This is a genomic window from Marinobacter nanhaiticus D15-8W, assembly GCF_036511935.1.
Classification (GTDB): Bacteria; Pseudomonadota; Gammaproteobacteria; order Pseudomonadales; family Oleiphilaceae; genus Marinobacter_A; species Marinobacter_A nanhaiticus.
Window position 1 is genome coordinate 522,033 of record NZ_AP028878.1, and the last position, 14,588, is coordinate 536,620.

Genomic DNA, 14,588 nt, shown 5'->3' on the forward strand with positions numbered 1-14,588 from the left:
GGTTAACTCCTTCAGTAAGTCTGAAACCCGATTGAGGTCGAGCGGGTGCGTTAAGGGCTTTCGTCATCGGTGATCTGCTCGAGACTGCGCGCCAACGTTGCGCGAGAGAGCTCGCCCAGGTGCGCGTCGACCTGCTGGCCGGCCGCGTTAAAGAACAAGGTCGTCGGCAGCGCCTGGCTACCGGTGATGCGGCCCAGCGCGCCTCCCGGATCGGTCAGGATGTGGTCGAGTTCCAACGCCTGGTCGGCCAGAAAGCGGCGGATCGTCTCCGGCTGTTCGCCCTGGTTGACGAACACGAAGCTGACATTGGGTAGGCGTTCCTGGGCAGCGTCCAGTACGGGCATCTCCCGGATGCAGGGCGGGCACCAGGACGCCCACAGATTGACGACCATGGGCTTGCCGGAGCCAATTTCAGCAAGCGTGGTACCTGTGCCGTCGAGCGTTGCGAAGCGGGCGTCGGGGACTGCATTTGCCTGGGTTTCGATGAGGTTGATGGTCAGCAAGAGGGTTCCCCAGACGATCATTCCCGACGCCATGGCGAAACCAAGTGGGCGGCGGGAAACAGGGCTGCGCCACATCAGATAGGCCGTGCAGGCCAATGCCCCGGCCACACCGGCGATAACGCTGAAGCCACCGTCGCGGATATCGACGACGTCCCAGAGGTTGTCCCGGTAATGTTCGAAATACATCAGCACAAAACCGATGCGCGCACTGACGGCGGCCACGACAAGGATGTCGGAGAGCATGCCAGCGACCGGTGTCTTCTGTTTGCGACCAGACAGTCCCCCAACCACCAAGGCCACAATGAAGGCGAGCAGTAAAAGCAAATGGCCGGTTGGCAGACTCAGCGGACCCAGGTTGACCGTTAACATCGTTATTCCCTGACACCTTGCACTAAGAGGAATGAGCGGATTCCAGTCGATCGAGAAAGGCTTCCGCCGATATCTCGCCTACTGTCCGCTGCGCCCGGTACTCCTTGCCGTCGGGACCGAATAGCAGGATCGTCGGCGGGCCCACCACCTGGAGTTGACGCATGAGCGCCTGGTCGATGGCGTCGTTGCGGGTCACATCCGCCTGCAGCAACTGCATATCCGCCATCGCCCTTTGAACGGCAGGGTCGCCGAAAACTTCTTCCTCGATGACTTTGCACGAGACGCACCAGTCCGCGTAGAACTCGACCAGCGTCCACTGACCTTGGTTGCCGGCTTTGTCGAGTGCTTCATCGAGATCAGATTTTGATTTGAATACGGTGAATTCAGTTTCCGGTGCTGGCCGAGTCATCTCCGCCGCTTGCGGGGGCAGGCGAACGAACGGCTGCAGCGGACGTAGCCATTGATCACCACCGGCGGCCCCACCGATCACCATCAATCCACCCCACAGGCAGATCATCAGGCCGACACTGCCGACCAGCTGCTGCAATGCCTCGGACGAGGCCAGTGGTTTGCGCAGGCGCCAGAGCGTGAGTCCCAGGCCCAGCGCAAGAGCACCCCAGAGAAGGAGCTCGGCGGGGCCGGGAATAATGCGCTCGAGGAACCAGACGGCGGTGCCCAGTAGAATGAAGCCGAAGGCGGCCTTCACCGCCACCATCCAACGGCCGGGTTTGGGTAGCAGCCCCGAGCCCACGGTGGCCAGCAGGATGAGCGGCGCCCCCATGCCCAGACCGAGAGCCAGCAGAGCAAGGCCACCGAGTGTCGCGTCGCCCGTATCGGCAATATAGATCAGTGCGCCTGCAAGAGGAGCCGTCATGCACGGGCTGGCGAGGAGCGCAGAGAGGAAGCCCATGACGGCGGCGCCGGTGAGACTGCCCCCTTTTTGCCGCTGATTCACGCGGTCAAGGCGCTGCCGCAGGACGGCCGGGATGCGGAGCTCATAAATACCAAACATGGCCAGTGCCAATAGCACAAAAATGACGGCCAGGGGCACGATGAATACTGGTGCCTGTAGTGCTGCCTGGAGATTGGCGCCAGCCAGTGCGGCTGCGACACCGAGCAAGGCATAGGTGAATGCCATGGAGACGACGAAAACCGACGAAAGCCAGAGAGCCCGCGCTCGCCTTGCCTGGCTACCGACGATCACGGCGGAAAGGATCGGAATCATCGGCAGGACACAGGGCGTAAACACCAGCAGCAGACCGAGGCCGAAGAAAATGGCGAGATTCAGCAAGAGTCCGCTACCGGCGAGTTGTCGGGCGAGTGACTGGTCCGTCGCCTGGTTCTGCGCCGCCGGAGAGCCAGGCCCATCGGCGGCGGTGGCTTGCGCCTTGCCCGTCGCAGGACCGGCGCGATCCAACGTCACGGTGGTGTGCTGGGGGGGATAGCAAAGGCCCGCCTCGGCACAGCCCTGCCAGGTCAGTTTCAGCTTGCGGGCATCCTGCGGTTGAATCAGGATCTGCGCAGAATTGAAATAAACCTCGGAATCGCCGAAAAATTCATCGGTAATGATCTCTCCTTCCGGATAGTCGACGGACCTGATCGGCGAATCCACACCCTCGACGTTCATGCGTTTCCGGTAAAGGTAGTAGTCTGGCGCGATATCCCAGGACAGGGTGACGGAGCCGTCGGCATTGGTCGACAGCTGATAGTCGAACGCCTGCTCAGGGGAGAGATAATCGTCACTGGCCAGGCTCGGTTGCGCCCAAAAGACCCCGGGTGCAGCCAGCAGGAGCAGGTAACCGAGCAAAATTACTGGCAGGCGAGGGTGTACCACTCCGAACTCCTTGGTTTATGGCCGATCAGCGGAATAACCGGGCAGGGCATTGAACGTGCCGTCAGCCTGCTGGCGCGCGATTAAGGCAACATTAAAGGGAACTTTCCGGCGGCAAAGGAGACTCTCTGGTCTCGAACAGAACGCTTGGGGCTGAAACAGGACACACCATTGTCAGTGCCAAAATCACATCGAAAGTCATGGGCGGATGCATGCACGTATTGCTGGTAGAAGATGACGAACTGGTTGCGTCCGGTCTGATTGCGGGCCTTGAATTGCACGGGTTTGTGGTGGATTGGGTGAGCCGTGGTCGTCAGGCGGATCAGGCGCTGGGATTGTTTACTGCTGATGCGGTCATACTGGATCTGGGACTGCCGGACGTGGATGGGCTCTCCATGTTGCGTAAATGGCGCGGTGAGGGAAACGACGTCCCGATCCTGATACTGACCGCTCGGGATGCGCTGGATGAACGGATCGTCGGGCTTGAGGCCGGTGGGGACGATTACGTGCTCAAACCGTTCGAGTTGGACGAGCTGGCGGCCCGCCTCCATGCCTTGGTGCGCCGGGCAGCCGGACGTGCCGTTTCCGAAATCGTTCATGGTGACCTTGTCCTCCGGCCATCGAAGGGCGAAGTGCTGCTGGGCGACCATCCCGTCGCGCTGTCGCGCCGGGAACTGACGTTGCTGGAAAAATTCCTCAATGCCCGCGGCGCTGTACTGACCGAAGAACAGCTAAAAGATAGCCTCTATGGCATGGCCGCTGATGTCGAGAGCAATGCCTTGAACGTACATATCTATCACCTGCGCCGGAAGCTGGGGCGCGAACTCATCGAGACGGTGCGCGGCGTCGGATTCAGGCTGGGACCGCCGCTGGCCGCATCTGAAGATTCTGCGGTATGAGCCTGCAGCGCCGCCTGCTGCTGCTTCTGGGTGGCAGCTTCGTTGTCTTGTGGTTGACTGCCGCGGGGCTTCTCTATGTCTATCTTGACCGGCAGGTTTCAGAGACCCTGGACCAGCGGCTGGCCGCTTCGGCGACCATGGTGGCTGGACTCATTGCACGCCAGCCGGATCTGTTGACAGCGCCCAGTGAGAACCCGCTGCTGGTTGAACCCGAAACCGAAGGCGTCGCCTGTCAGGTGCGTTCCGCAGGCGGACAGGTGCTGCTGCAGACCAGTGGAGCCGACGCCCTGCTGTCGGATACCGCTGGGACCGGGTTCGCGACTCGCACTATCGGCGAAACCCAGTGGCGGCTCTTCACGCTCGACCACAAGGGGGTGCTGATTACCACGGCAGACCGCATGACCGAGCGGTCGAGACTGCAAAACGGCATCATCATCGTGATGGTCGTTCCCTTTGCGCTTGCGTTGGTTGGCAGTCTGCTCGCGCTCTGGTTGGGTGTGAAACGCGGTCTTCGTCCGCTACAGCGTTTATCCCTGGCGCTGGGCAGCCGCGAGCCCACCAACCTCGATCCGGTCGATATCGGTACGGCGCCAGCCGAACTTGAGCCGGTCGTCGAGACCCTCAACAACCTGTTCGTCCGGGTCGACCGTACGGTACGACGCGAGCAGCGCTTCGCCAGCAATGCTGCTCATGAATTCCGCACCCCCCTGACGGGGATCAAGACCCATCTTCAGGTGGCCCAAAAGACCTCGGGCGAGCAGCAGCAACAGGCACTGAGGAACGCGGAGCGGGGCGTCGGCCGGCTCCAGCGCGTCACGGAGCAGTTGCTGTTGCTGGCTCGGCTTGAGCAGGGCAGGGAATGGCCTGGCGATGCCGAGTCCCGTGTCGATCGGGTGGTCGCGGAAGCCACTGCCGATCTGCCCCATGGTGAAAGACTGCAGGTCGAGGCTCAGGCCGTCGGTAGCAGTCTGCAGGTGCCCCAGGTGCTGGCGGCGGTCGCCGTACGAAATCTTGTTGAAAATGCATTGAAATACTCTGGCGGTGACCGCCCGGTTGAACTGCAGGTACGCGAGGTCCTGGGGACGGTGACGTTCGTGGTGCGGGATTACGGCAGTATCGATGATGACGCCAGTAGCCAGGAAAGCGCGCGCTCAGAGGTGCGGGGACATGGCCTGGGATTGGCAATCGTCGAGACCATCGTCTCCCGGTTTGCAGGTAGTGTCCGTTCCGAACGCAACGCCTGGAATGGCCAGGATTGGATTCTGGAATTCGCCACCCGAAAATGATGCGACGTGCTCTCGTCCGAAACGGTCAGGCCCCCTTAATGTTCAGTTAATCACCATGGCGCATCGTCGTTGAACAGATCGGGCTCAGTGTCGCTCGATCGTATCAACATCCATCGTGTTCAGGAGGAGCCAATGGTGAGTACGCGTCCCGTTCGTCGAAAGAACAACGATATCTTGCTTGCCGTATTCACGGCGGCGTTTGTCTGGGCCTGTAGCGTCTGCATTACGGATTCGCCGGTCAAGTTCTATCCGGATGCGACCGGACCGTACGCCGGAACTGCGTCATCCACAGGCGTCGGTAGTTACTGAATCAACGTTCTAGCCCGGGCAGTCGTCGCATTTTGAAGGAGCGGGATGGATAAACGCTCATGAAGATGTATATCCGTATTAATGGTATGCCCGCCCGGGCTCCCGTACGCTGTCACAAGAGGGTTTCGACGATTCCGCACATCGCGGTGACACAGGGTCGCCGCGTGTTCAGGAAGGGGAGCCCGCCCCTGCATTTCCCACAATTTTTTTTCGAAACCCTCAGCTTCTGAAACGTTCGTCATTGCCGTTTGTCCCAGCGGGGTCTGGACTGCAGCGATGAGCGGCCCGAGCAACATTCGACGGAGAGAGGGATATTCATGTTTATTGAGAAGATAAAGTCAGAAGGACTCTCGCAACTCTCATATCTGATCGGGGGAGGCGGAAAAGCGGTCGTTATCGACCCCCGTCGCGACTGCGAGATCTACGTCGAGAAGGCAGCCCAACTCGGCTGCCGCATTACGCATATCTTTGAGACACATCGTAACGAAGATCTGGTTTCCGGCGCACCGATCCTCGCTGAGCTGACGGGTGCCACGGTCTATCACGGCCCTAACGCCGCTGGGGATGTGAAATATGCCAAAACGGCGGCTGAGGGAGAAAGCTTCAAGGCTGGCGAGGTGCGTATCGAGGTTCTGGAAACGCCGGGACACACCGATGACAGTGTGTCCTACGTGCTGTACGACCAGTCGTTTGGCGATGACGCCGTAGCCGTCTGCACCGGCGACGCACTCTTCGTCGGTGATGTCGGACGTACGGATTTTTATCCAGATCGCGCCAAGGAAGTTGCAGGACTTCTTTTTGACAGCCTGCAAAAGCTCCTGACCCTCGGCGATCATGTATACGTGCTACCGGCCCATGGTGCGGGTTCGGTCTGTGGGGACAACATGGCCAACCGCGATTTTTCATCGATCGGTTATGAGCGCGCCCACAACAAGATGCTCCAGATCACTGATCGAGACGAATTCATTGCCGCCAAACTCGACGAACATCACTACCAGCCGCCGTACTTCCGCTTGATGGAGCGACTCAATCTCGAAGGAGGCACGCCAGCGAGCCGTGTATTGGTTCCCGCCCCTCTGGACCTGAAGGAGCTACGGGAGCTGGCTAAGCATTCAGTGCTCGTTGATGTCAGGGATGTGACTGCCTACCTCGGGTCGCATGTGGCGGGGAGTCTTGCCTTGCCGGTCGGTATGTTGGCTTCTTTTGCCGGATGGCTCATCGAACCCGATAAACAAATCACGCTGATTGCCGAGAGTGATGCCCAGGCTGAAACAGCCGCCCGGCATCTCGCCCGTATCGGCTTCGATAACATTGCAGGGTACTTCGCTTTACCGATACCGGGCTGGGCGGCCAACGCTTTGTCATTCGACGCCGTTTCCGTGGTTGGCGTCGACGAGGTGGCGCGTCGGGTCGAGGAACGCCCATCCGGCTGGCAGCTGCTCGATGTGCGTAGCCAGTCCGAAGTGGAAAGCGGCGTTATCGAAGGCTCCAGGCACATCTATGTCGGTCATGTTCCGGTCGAACTCGAATCGCTTTCGCGCGATACGCATTACACCGTGATGTGTGCGAGTGGCGCCCGGGCAACCGTCGCCGCCTCTGTGCTGGTCAGTCAGGGCTTCAACAACGTCGACGTCTTCATGGGGTCGATGGGGGCATGGCAAAGTGAAGGTCACGCCGTGGCGGATAAACCGGCCTAGCAGAGACCGCCTGCCGCCCATTCCATCTGTACTGGTTACAGTTGGCGCCTGAAGCCGCACTGTATTGGTCACATTTCAGTCTACCTGTGCCTGCCCCGTTTGCGGTCATTTTGTGACCATAAGCAAACGGGGAGTGACCGCTGCAGATGTCCAAGGCGAGCGACTTATATACCCCGTCCTTTCCACCTTCAGACCAAAGCGGGGTAACGACCATGCAAGGCAGGATTCTCCAGACCCTCAGAGTCTGGCAACATCGAGCGACTTCCCGGAAATCACTGCGTCAGCACATGATGTGGAGCGACACGGCGGTGATCGAGCGGGATCTGGGTATGATTCCAGGCAGCCTGAAGCGCGAGGCGCACAAGTTTTTCTGGCAGGCCTAGAAGCACAAAAACACCGGCAACCCCGGTGTTTTTGTGTATGGAACAGGCGTTAGCCGCTAATACCCTTCACGATTAGCAAACTCCCCGAGACCAGCAACAGCACCCGGCAAATCCGGATAAACGTATCGCCGTCGAAGCGCTTCTGGATGGCATAACCAAGCTGGATGCCGACCCAGGCCGCCGGTAGTAAGAGCAGCGAGACGAACAGCAACCGCTCCTCCCAGAAGCCGTTGATCTGGTATGGGATTACCTTGGTCAGGTTCATCAGGCCGAACAGCACGGCGGCCGTGCCCAGCCACTTCAGCTTTTCCAATTGCTGGCCCAGGAAGTAGACGCTTAACGGTGGCCCGCCGGCGTGGATCAGCGTGCTGGTGACACCGGAAATTGCACCCCAGAACCAGCTGGCGCGCTGGAAACGGCTCAGCCAGCCGGAGAAGTTCTGCCAGCCGGCGAATAACACCGAGACGATACCGGTCACCAACTCCAGTGCACTTGTAGAGAGCGTGCCCAGCAGCGCCCCGCCGATAGCAATGCCGATCAGGACCGACGGTGCCAGGCGCTTGAGTTCGGTCCAGGACGCCTGCTTCCGGTACAAGTGAATCGCCCGCACGTCCATGAACAGCAACACTGGCAGCATGATCACCGTTGCCGTGGGGAGTGGGATGACCAGCGCCAGCAAGGGAACGGCCAGTACGCCTGCGCCACCGGCAAAGCCGGATTTGGAAATGCCGGTCAGGATCACGCCGACGACGGCAAGAATCCAGAACAGGAGGGTATCGAAAGGCGCGGCCATGCAGTCTCTCTTGGCGGGAAAGAGAGCCATGCTGGCGCAGTCGCTCCGGCTTGTCCATGACAGTCCATGACATAGCCGCCCCGGTGAGCAATGACCGCAAATGACAGGGGCCGGACTCGCCGGCCCCGGAAGAGAGGACTTGGGTTAGTGACCAGAGGCCGGGTCGGCCGCTTCGCTTGAGTGGAAGATGGCGGGCTGATGGTCGCCGCTGACATGAAGGAAGCCTGCCAGCCCTTTCTCCAGGCGGGACAGGGCATGGTCCACCAGGATGTATTTGCCCGGCACTTCTGTCCGGAATTCAACCATGGTCGCGCCGCCGGGCGGAACCGATACTGTTTGGACGTTGTGCTGCGGAGGCGAGGTCAGGTCTGCCAGATTATAGACATTGTCGAAAATTTCACCGATGACGTGGAAGCTGGACGTGGCGTTGGGTCCGCCCACACCGAAGAAAATCCGCACGTCGTCGCCCACAGCCGACTCCATCCGGTGGGTTTTAGTCAGTGCATTCATGGTGCCGTTGAAAGTCAGATGCTCGGGTTTCTCGTCCAGTAGTTTTTCCAGCGAGAACTCGTGTTGGCCCTGAGTGCCGTGGCGCTGGGTGGTGTAGAGCTCGCCCTGCATCACGTAGAACTCGTGGTCCACTTCCGAAAGTCCGCCTTCAGGCTCCACCAGTATCATCCCATACATGCCATTGGAAATGTGCTGGGCGACCATCGGTGTTGCACAGTGATAGACGTAGAGCCCCGGGTTAAGCGCCTTGAAGGTGAAACTCTTGCTCTGTCCAGGCGCCGCCTGGGTTACCGCCGCGCCACCACCGGGTCCGGTCACCGCATGGAAATCGACCGAGTGGATCATGTGGCTGTCTTTGGCGTTGGCCAGGTTGACCGTAATGGTGTCGCCGACCCGTGCGCGGATAAACGGTCCCGGTACCTTGTCATTGAAGGTCCAGTAGTTGTAGGTGGTGCCATCGGCCAACTGGCCGACCACCTCTGTGGTTTCGAGATTCACGGTCATTTCCCGTGGCCCACGGTCACCCACGGGCTCGCCGACCTCCATGGGACTGCGGGAAACCTCCGAGCCCTGAAATGTGTTGGCCACATTCTGCCCGGTATCGCCGACCACGAGTTTGCCCAGCATGCCGGCCAGTTTGTGGCCGGGTAGAGTGCATAGGTATTCGAATTCACCCTTCTTGTTGGCACGGAAGACAATGGCCGTACTCGCCCCCTGTCCGGAAATATTGTCAGAATCGGCGCCAAACTGGGGTACCGCGATGTCGTGCACGGCCCCGTCGCCATTGACCAGATTGATCTGTACGACCGCGCCTTCAGGCACGTTGAGTTGAGGGTTCAGTTTTCCCTTGATGTCACCACTATCGCCGACAAAGACCAGCTTACCCTCGGCGATGTTCGTGCGCAGGGTGAAGGTGATGTCGGGGCGGTAGGTTGCTGCACCGGTATCCGCAATAGTGTCCGTGGCATAAACGGGGGTTAGCGCAGAAGTGCCCAGGATCAGAGTGGCTATGGCGTTGCGTAGTTTGCTGGTTCTCATCGTTACAACCTCGAAGAGAGATGCGTCCGCTCGCCTGAACCATTCCTTGGGCCGGCGTTGGCGGTTCGACTGCCAAGTCATTTGGCAGTGGCTGGTCATGATTGCTGTCGGTACCGTTTTCGAACCATGTTGGGGAAAATCATAGATACTGGATGCATCTTTATATTTGACAGATATCAACGAAGTGCATGCCGGAAAACAGGCACCTATACGTACTTGCCGAAGGGAGGGGCGATCAGTGGGAAAGGGGGGGCGCGTCTAGCCCCAGCAGTCGTCGACCTGGCTGGGGTTTGGCAAAGAAATAGCCCTGCCCCAGATCGCAATTCATGGAGCGAAGTACGTTGACCTGTTCTTCGGTCTCGATTCCCTCGGCGACGATACGCAGGCCGCTGACCTTTCCGATCGCGATGATCGATCGCACCAATGTGGCGCCGCGAACGCTCTCCAGGTCGTCGATAAAGACCTTGTCGATCTTGAGTTCGTGGACATACAACTGCTGCAGGTAACTCAGCGAGGAATAGCCGGTACCGAAGTCGTCCAGGCTGATCTCGATACCCAGGCTGCGCAGCTCGTCCAGGACCCGGGTGGTGGTCCGGCGCAGCTTCATCACGATGCCTTCGGTGATCTCTAACTGCAGCTTGTTGGCGGATACCCCATGGGTATCGAGCAGCTCCTGGATGAAGACCGGCAGGCTGGTGTCGGAAAAATGCTTGGCGGTCATGTTGACGGCGATGACCGGTTCCTCAAGACCCTGCTCCCGGCAGTTGGCGATCAACCGGATGACCGCCGAGAGTACATAGCGGTCCAGTGTCTGGCCGAGCATGGTGCGCTCGGCCACGGGAATGAAAGCCGCCGGTGAGATGAATCCATGTTCGGCGTGGTTCCAGCGCACCAGCGCCTCATAGCTAAGGATCCGGTGGCTGGTCAGGTCCAGCTTGGGCTGGAGGTAGATCTCAAGCGCCTCGGTTTCGATGGCGTGCTTCAGGCCCTGCTCGATGTCCAGTTGCCAAGTGATGCCGGCATGAAACTGCGGACTGAAGAAAGCCACGGGCTGGTCATGGGTCTTCGCATATTGCAGTGCCGAACCGGCGATCTGGATCAGTGTGTCGGGTTGGTCGCTGTTGGTGGGGTAGAGCGCAATGCCGCAGGCGGTTTCGAGTCGAAGACTTTCTCCATCGATAGGGGTGGGGCGTTCGAGGGATTCGATCAGTCGTCGTGCCAGCGCATTGGCATCGGCGTGGTCCCGTACTGGCACCGCCAGTAGCATGCCGCTCCCGCCCTCGCGAGCACAGAGGCAGGGACGATCTAGCGTTTGGTTCACCCGTGCCGCCGCTTCGGCAATCACCTGGTCCCCCACATCGTAGCCATACTTCTGGTTGATCATGGTGAAACGTTTGCAGTCCAGGTGCATCAGGGCATAGGTGCGGCGCGGATTGATCCAGGGTTCCAGGGCGCTGGTAAAGGCGCGTTTGTTGAGGAAACCGGTTAACTGGTCGTGGTTTTCCAGGTACAGCGCATGCTTGAGGGCTTCTTCCTTTTCGGAAATGTCGATGCCGAATCCCTGCAGCTCAAGCTTTTCACCTGGTTCCTGGACGTCTACGCGCTTGAAAGACCAATCCACGAGGGCGCCACTATCACGGGATTTCATGGTAACGGTGATATTGACCTCGTCCAGATCGCTGTTGTTCTGGAACATCTTGCACAGTCTGGGGCCAAGCTGCTGGTCATCGTCCAGGGCAATCTCGGTCAACGGTATACCGATCAGACTGTCCTGCTGGACACCGATGATCTGTGAAAAGGAGGCATTAGCGAAGGTGATCCGCAGCTTGCTGTCGACGCGACAGATCAATTGCTTCTGGCTTTCCACAATATCGCGGTAACGCTCCTCGGCTTCGGCGAGCTGGCGCAGCACCCGATGATAGCTGGTCAGGTCGTGACAGATACCAATGAATTTGCGTCGACCATCTTTTACGGCTTCACCTACCGAAAGGTGGAGGGGGAACGTGTGGCCCTCCTTATGAAGACCTTCCACCTCGCGTCCGATACCGATAATCCGGGCTTCCTCGCCCTTGAGATAATTGCGGATAAACTTGTCGTGTTCCCGGCTGACGGGACGCGGCATGAGCATATTGATCTTTCGGCCGATCACCTCGTCCCGCGTATAGCCGAATAGCCGCTCGGCGCTGCTATTGAAGCTCTTGATAATACCCCTCTCATCGATGGTGATAATGCCATCGACGGCAGATTCGAGGAGTGTTGAGTACAGATCGTCAAGCTTGGACAATTCCATGTCGAGGCCTGCCTGCTACTGAATGCTTACTGAAAACGGACTACCAGTTCGTGTAGCTCGCTAGGTAGCGCGCGTACGGATCCTTGCGTTGTACGATTACCATGCTCCGGTGAAGCGTCGTCGTTCCCCTCAGGAAAATAATAGTCGTTTGTGCGCTGATTTACCCGAACAGCCGGGTGGCCTGCTGACCGAGGCTGACATCTAAGTCATTCGGCGGCAACATCATTTGACGTTTTGCCCGCTCTGACGCCGGGCGCGATTGGCCTTATCCGACAAGGTGATCCCCTCGAAGGGCTCATTCAGCTGCAGCCATTTCCTCGTTCATGGAAGCTGTTTCAGGCTGCCAGGGATCGAGCAGGCCCAACTGGCCCACACCCGGTACCTTGATCCCCAAGGATAGAGGGTCAATCCCGAACGACAAGCCCAGTACGTTGATTTCCAGACCTTCACGGACGCTGGCCAGCACCCCGGCGTAGCCCAGCAGCGAGAGCTGGTATCCGGAATCACTGGGTGCGGCCGCTAGGTAGGGTGCTTCCAGGTAGTCTTTGCCGATTGCTGTATTGGGCAGGGCGACATCCAGTCCCGGTACCTGACGGACGATCCAGGCTGTGAAAGTGTTGCTGTTGGGGCCGGGCCAGGCTTCGTAAACGCGCTGGAACGGATAGTCCGCAATCGCCTGTTGGATCTGCGGGATCAAACTCGCCGCCTGCGCGCCTCGGATATCGGCAATCTGTATCGGCTCACTCCCATACCAGGCCGTGTCCGGTTCTGCAGGTCGTGAGCGTACTTTCTGGCTTCCCCAGCCGGTGACCTCATGCACCCAGTACGTGGAGGCCCCTTCTTCCTTGGTGGCGATCCAGGTATGCACCGCAAAGTAGCCGCGCCAACCAAAAGCGCGCGCATGGTAGACCTGCACGATGGCCTCCGGCGCATCCTCCGGCAGGGGCGCGATACCGGCACTGGAGCGGTCGGCGTTGTACCAGGTGTCCTGAGTGTCGAAACCGCTACAGGCGGCGACCAGCAGCGGCCCCGCAAGCAGGACCACCAGCAGTAGGACGAAGCGGACGAACCAGCGCAATGTAAACAGGGCGTGTTTCTTCATCGGATTACTATGAGTCTGGGAGGCTGGAGTTTTCAAGCGAGAATCGTTCCAGGTTCAAAGGCACGTAGGACGCCATGAGTTAAGGTTGGTTCCCTTTTCGCGGTGAATGTCGAATCCTGTCCCGCCGGTTCGATTATCCATGCAAACCCAATGACACACTCTGTGTGAGGAGGACGCATGGCCAAGATTACTGTCAGTGCATTTCGTTCGGTACCGCCGTTTGCCTACGGGCTGGTGCGGGATATCAGGGTACGCTGGGCCCTGGAGGAGGCGGGCTTGCCGTATGAGGAACTGTTGTTGGATCACGACGATCAGTCCACGGCAGCCTACCGCCAACTACAGCCTTTCGGCCAGGTGCCCGCCTACAAGGAAGATGACTTCACGCTCTTCGAATCGGGCGCCATCGTGCATCACATCGCCCAGAAATCAGAAGTGTTGATGCCAAAGGGCTCGGCAGCGCAGGCGCGGGTATTGACCTGGATGTTCGCGGCCTTGAACACCATCGAGCCCTATGTCCAGCAACTTGCGATACTCGACTTCTTCCATGATGGCGAGGCCTGGACCGAGCACGCGCGGCCCCCCGCTGTGGAAGCGCTGAACGTCAAACTTGCCGACCTGTCGACGCATCTGGAAGGTCGGGATTATCTGGATGAGCGCTTTAGCGCTGCCGATATCCTGATGACGACTGTCCTGCAGATACTGCGGCATACCGATATCGTAAGCCGCCTGCCGGTACTCGATGCCTACTGCCAGCGCTGCCTGGCCCGCCCGGCATACCAGCGGGCCCTGGACAGGCAGATCGGGAACTTTCGGGAGGCATCGGCGCCCGCGGGCTTTTAACTGAAGAGTGGTCAGGGAGACACAATACCGCCTGTCTTCCTGGCCCACTCGCCCGACTGATTCGGATAAGATAAGCGGCGTTCAACGTGACTTACGAGGAAGAACGATGCACAACGCTCTGGATCAGCTCAAGCAGGAACTGGAAGCCTTCGGTCACAGCAATGACCGTGCCGTGACCGAACGGGAAGGACGAATGCTCAATATCACCCGCGATACGGGCGAGTTCCTGTCTGTGCTGGTGCGAGCGACTGGAGCGCGCTCCATTCTCGAGATCGGCACGTCCAATGGGTATTCCACCCTCTGGCTGGCGGAAGCGGCAGTGGCTACGGGCGGGCAAGTCGTCACGGTTGAGTATCTTGAAAGTAAGTACCAACTTGCAGCAGAAACCTTCGCCAAGTCGGGACTTGCTCAGGTGATCGAATCCCACAACGCCGATGCAAAAGAGGTGCTCAGGACAATGGCGGATGCATCAGTGGACTTCCTGTTCCTCGACTCCGAGCGCACCGAGTACGTTGGCTGGTTCGCCGATATCAAGCGCGTGCTCATCAACGGCGGCCTGCTGGTGGTCGACAACGCGGTTTCCCATGAACAGCAGATGATGCCATTTATCGGGTTGCTGAACGCGGACCCGGACTTCACCACCAGTCTGGTGCCGGTGGGCAAGGGCGAATTCCTGGCAACGAAAGCTACAAGTTGAAGTGACCCAACATCTGGACCGGTTCTGCTGTCGCCGTTAAT

At 59.2% G+C, this 14,588-nt stretch carries 13 protein-coding genes; 7 read left to right on the forward strand and 6 right to left on the reverse strand.

Annotated elements, in window-relative coordinates; genetic code table 11:
- Window positions 1-50: 50 nt before the first annotated feature.
- Both RE428_RS02340 and dsbD read right to left on the reverse strand, forming a co-directional pair.
- On the reverse strand, window positions 51-872 hold the full coding sequence (locus RE428_RS02340; protein WP_004579147.1) for a TlpA disulfide reductase family protein: 822 nt from the start codon (window positions 870-872) through the stop codon (window positions 51-53).
- A gap of 22 nt (window positions 873-894) precedes the next feature.
- Window positions 895-2,706: a protein-disulfide reductase DsbD gene (gene dsbD / locus RE428_RS02345; protein ID WP_004579146.1), complete on the reverse strand. Its 1,812-nt coding sequence runs from the start codon at window positions 2,704-2,706 to the stop codon at window positions 895-897.
- Between the two features lie 209 nt (window positions 2,707-2,915).
- Between dsbD and RE428_RS02350 the strand changes: the two genes are divergently transcribed.
- From RE428_RS02350 to RE428_RS02370, 5 genes are all read left to right on the forward strand, one after another.
- Window positions 2,916-3,602, forward strand: a complete 687-nt coding sequence (locus RE428_RS02350; RefSeq protein WP_004579145.1) for a response regulator — start codon at window positions 2,916-2,918, stop codon at window positions 3,600-3,602.
- Window positions 3,599-4,888 (forward strand): sensor histidine kinase, encoded by a 1,290-nt coding sequence (locus tag RE428_RS02355; RefSeq protein ID WP_004579144.1) that lies wholly within the window; start codon window positions 3,599-3,601, stop codon window positions 4,886-4,888. The genes RE428_RS02350 and RE428_RS02355 overlap by 4 nt, the downstream gene beginning before the upstream one ends.
- Before the next feature lie 132 nt (window positions 4,889-5,020).
- Window positions 5,021-5,197 carry a hypothetical protein gene (locus RE428_RS02360; RefSeq protein WP_154660723.1) on the forward strand — a complete coding sequence of 59 codons (177 nt, stop codon included), beginning with the start codon at window positions 5,021-5,023 and terminating at the stop codon, window positions 5,195-5,197.
- 317 nt (window positions 5,198-5,514) lie between these two features.
- Entirely contained in the window at window positions 5,515-6,894 is a 1,380-nt protein-coding gene (locus RE428_RS02365; RefSeq protein ID WP_004579143.1) for an MBL fold metallo-hydrolase, read from the forward strand.
- A 212-nt stretch (window positions 6,895-7,106) separates the two neighbouring features.
- Window positions 7,107-7,277 carry a hypothetical protein gene (locus RE428_RS02370; RefSeq protein ID WP_154660722.1) on the forward strand — a complete coding sequence of 57 codons (171 nt, stop codon included), beginning with the start codon at window positions 7,107-7,109 and terminating at the stop codon, window positions 7,275-7,277.
- A 49-nt stretch (window positions 7,278-7,326) separates the two neighbouring features.
- On the opposite strand, the gene RE428_RS02375 is transcribed toward RE428_RS02370, so the two are convergent.
- From RE428_RS02375 to RE428_RS02390, 4 genes are all read right to left on the reverse strand, one after another.
- Complete coding sequence (locus RE428_RS02375) at window positions 7,327-8,070, reverse strand: sulfite exporter TauE/SafE family protein (RefSeq protein WP_004579142.1); 744 nt, start codon at window positions 8,068-8,070, stop codon at window positions 7,327-7,329.
- A gap of 144 nt (window positions 8,071-8,214) precedes the next feature.
- The gene (nirK, locus tag RE428_RS02380) at window positions 8,215-9,618 is read right to left on the reverse strand and encodes a copper-containing nitrite reductase (RefSeq protein ID WP_004579141.1); all 1,404 of its coding nucleotides are present in this window, start codon (window positions 9,616-9,618) and stop codon (window positions 8,215-8,217) included.
- 235 nt (window positions 9,619-9,853) lie between these two features.
- Window positions 9,854-11,908, reverse strand: coding sequence for a putative bifunctional diguanylate cyclase/phosphodiesterase (locus RE428_RS02385; protein WP_004579140.1), 2,055 nt, complete (start codon window positions 11,906-11,908; stop codon window positions 9,854-9,856).
- Between the two features lie 295 nt (window positions 11,909-12,203).
- Window positions 12,204-13,010, reverse strand: a complete 807-nt coding sequence (locus RE428_RS02390; RefSeq protein WP_004579139.1) for a DUF3750 domain-containing protein — start codon at window positions 13,008-13,010, stop codon at window positions 12,204-12,206.
- A 177-nt stretch (window positions 13,011-13,187) separates the two neighbouring features.
- Between RE428_RS02390 and RE428_RS02395 the strand changes: the two genes are divergently transcribed.
- Window positions 13,188-13,850, forward strand: a complete 663-nt coding sequence (locus tag RE428_RS02395) for a glutathione S-transferase family protein (RefSeq protein WP_004579138.1) — start codon at window positions 13,188-13,190, stop codon at window positions 13,848-13,850.
- A gap of 106 nt (window positions 13,851-13,956) precedes the next feature.
- Entirely contained in the window at window positions 13,957-14,547 is a 591-nt protein-coding gene (locus RE428_RS02400; protein ID WP_004579137.1) for an O-methyltransferase, read from the forward strand.
- Window positions 14,548-14,588 lie beyond the last annotated feature (41 nt).

Excerpts from the sequence above, each read along its gene's own strand:
- RE428_RS02340 (WP_004579147.1), bottom strand. The coding sequence starts at position 872 with ATGTTAACGGTCAACCTGGGTCCGCTGAGTCTGCCAACCGGCCATTTG.
- RE428_RS02350 (WP_004579145.1), top strand. The coding sequence starts at position 2,916 with ATGCACGTATTGCTGGTAGAAGATGACGAACTGGTTGCGTCCGGTCTG.
- RE428_RS02355 (WP_004579144.1), top strand. The coding sequence starts at position 3,599 with ATGAGCCTGCAGCGCCGCCTGCTGCTGCTTCTGGGTGGCAGCTTCGTT.
- RE428_RS02360 (WP_154660723.1), top strand. The coding sequence starts at position 5,021 with ATGGTGAGTACGCGTCCCGTTCGTCGAAAGAACAACGATATCTTGCTT.
- RE428_RS02365 (WP_004579143.1), top strand. The coding sequence starts at position 5,515 with ATGTTTATTGAGAAGATAAAGTCAGAAGGACTCTCGCAACTCTCATAT.
- RE428_RS02370 (WP_154660722.1), top strand. The coding sequence starts at position 7,107 with ATGCAAGGCAGGATTCTCCAGACCCTCAGAGTCTGGCAACATCGAGCG.
- RE428_RS02375 (WP_004579142.1), bottom strand. The coding sequence starts at position 8,070 with ATGGCCGCGCCTTTCGATACCCTCCTGTTCTGGATTCTTGCCGTCGTC.
- nirK (WP_004579141.1), bottom strand. The coding sequence starts at position 9,618 with ATGAGAACCAGCAAACTACGCAACGCCATAGCCACTCTGATCCTGGGC.
- RE428_RS02385 (WP_004579140.1), bottom strand. The coding sequence starts at position 11,908 with ATGGAATTGTCCAAGCTTGACGATCTGTACTCAACACTCCTCGAATCT.
- RE428_RS02390 (WP_004579139.1), bottom strand. The coding sequence starts at position 13,010 with ATGAAGAAACACGCCCTGTTTACATTGCGCTGGTTCGTCCGCTTCGTC.
- RE428_RS02395 (WP_004579138.1), top strand. The coding sequence starts at position 13,188 with ATGGCCAAGATTACTGTCAGTGCATTTCGTTCGGTACCGCCGTTTGCC.
- RE428_RS02400 (WP_004579137.1), top strand. The coding sequence starts at position 13,957 with ATGCACAACGCTCTGGATCAGCTCAAGCAGGAACTGGAAGCCTTCGGT.